This window comes from Massilia sp. UYP34, assembly GCF_056279385.1.
In genome coordinates, this window is the sequence record NZ_JBWBRF010000050.1 from 1 (window position 1) to 1705 (window position 1705).

Consider the following 1705-nt stretch of genomic DNA (forward strand, 5'->3'; position numbering starts at 1 on the left):
GATGATAGTGCTGCAACCAGTGTGAAAGTAGGTTATCGTCAGGCTAGTTATATAGAAAAACCCCACCAGGTGATCCTGGTGGGGTTTTTTGCTTTGGGGATGCGTAAAATTCCAAGGTCATACTGTCTTTTACAGAGGAAAAGCGATGAGGGTATATCTCGTTGTCGTCGACACGCTGGCGGATTGGGAAATCGGATACCTGACGGCAGAACTGCATAGCCGCCGGTTTTTCGCAGACCCATCACGGGACTTCCAGTTGCTGAAGGCAGGCCTGACCCGTGACGCAGTAACGAGCATGGGCGGCGTGACCCATACACCAGACATGGCAATCGGCGATATCCGGCTGGACGACAACGACCTGCTCCTGCTGCCAGGCGCAGACATCTGGCAGTCTGCACGGGCAAGACCCGCCCTCGAACTGGCGCGCGACGCGCTGGACCAGGGCCACCAGGTCGCGGCCATCTGTGGTGCGACCATCGGCCTGGCCAGCATCGGCGCACTGAATGCACGGCGCCACACCTCCAACGATCTGGGATGGCTGAAAGCAGCCTGCCCCGAATACTGCGGTGAACATCTGTACCGCAAGGAGCCTGCTGTCCGTGGCGCCAACCTGATCACGGCAACCGGCCTGGCGCCGCTCGAGTTCTCCTATGAAGTCCTCAAGATGCTCAAGGTCTGGAGGCCGGCAACCGCCAAGGCCTGGTACCGCTTGCACAAGACCCGCCAGGAGCGCTGGTACCATGAACTGGTCGCATCGATGTCGGATGCCCCCGCCGATCCTGCATAGAGCGCGCTGGATTACCAGCAGCTTCTGGCCCAACGCCGTGCGCACGCGTCCTGGCGGCTGCTCGCCGCCGACGTCGCGCCGACGATCGCCAGATTCCTGCGCCGCAGCTTCGTCGCGCCCAACGTGCGCACGATTGCCCGCCGGCAGCCGGCGTCGCCAGGGGAAGAGCACCTGTACCGGCTTCACGAACTGAAAGGCGAACAGCTGTTTCCAAGCCTGCAGCCAGCTATCTGGACGATTGGGCGCCCGACGACCGCGGTTGGCTGCGCAAATACTCACCTGGCGAAGACCGACCGCACCACGACCTGATCCACCCGCCGAGCAGGCGCTGGAATGGTTGCAAGGCCTGCGCAGTTGCATCGACGGTGCTGACCAGGTCAAGCGACATGGCGTCGGGAGCGTCCGCGCTGCACATGATCGGCCGGGGTGCGCTGGTTCACGGCAAGTCCGCGCCCGGGGTATTTATCTGCGTCAGGTCGATATCCCCGGCGTTGACACGAAGTTCATCGAAGCGCGCAAGAGGCTGATCGCTGAACTGCTCGACCAGGTACTGCCTGCCGAATCGATCGATGCAGGCGCCGTCGGCGCGCGGCAATTGGAAACGCGCTATGGCTTGCTGGGCAAACCGGCGCAGAATGCACGGTGCAGGCGCATCGTCATGGGACCGGAGGATGGCGACAAACGTGACCTGGGAGACCCAGCGCGGCTGACGGAGCAGGGGAGGTGGCGACACATGGGCGGTCGACGCGATTCGACGAAGTCGAAAACTGGCCCTTGCGGAAGGCGTGACGCTTTGTTATAGTCTCGCTCCTCGACGCAGACACCGCCTCACGGTAGCGAAAGCGAAGAGAAAAAAGAGGTTGACGAACGATGAGAAACACTTCATACTCTCGCCTCTCTGCTGCTGACGAACACAAC

At 61.6% G+C, this 1705-nt stretch carries 3 protein-coding genes; all 3 read left to right on the forward strand.

All coding sequences use genetic code 11. The annotated features are described in order from the left end of the window. Nucleotides 1-145: 145 nt before the first annotated feature. The 3 genes from ACZ9AQ_RS24115 (at nucleotide 146) to ACZ9AQ_RS24125 (ending at nucleotide 1589) form a co-directional block, all read left to right on the forward strand. A complete protein-coding gene (locus ACZ9AQ_RS24115; RefSeq protein ID WP_429207334.1) occupies nucleotides 146-787 on the forward strand; it encodes a DJ-1/PfpI family protein in 642 nt (213 codons plus the stop codon). Nucleotides 788-871: 84 nt separating this feature from the next. Further along, nucleotides 872-1096, forward strand: coding sequence for a hypothetical protein (locus ACZ9AQ_RS24120; RefSeq protein WP_429207338.1), 225 nt, complete (start codon nucleotides 872-874; stop codon nucleotides 1094-1096). 28 nt (nucleotides 1097-1124) lie between these two features. Beyond that, nucleotides 1125-1589 carry a DUF3322 domain-containing protein gene (locus ACZ9AQ_RS24125; RefSeq protein ID WP_429207336.1) on the forward strand — a complete coding sequence of 155 codons (465 nt, stop codon included), beginning with the start codon at nucleotides 1125-1127 and terminating at the stop codon, nucleotides 1587-1589. Nucleotides 1590-1705 lie beyond the last annotated feature (116 nt).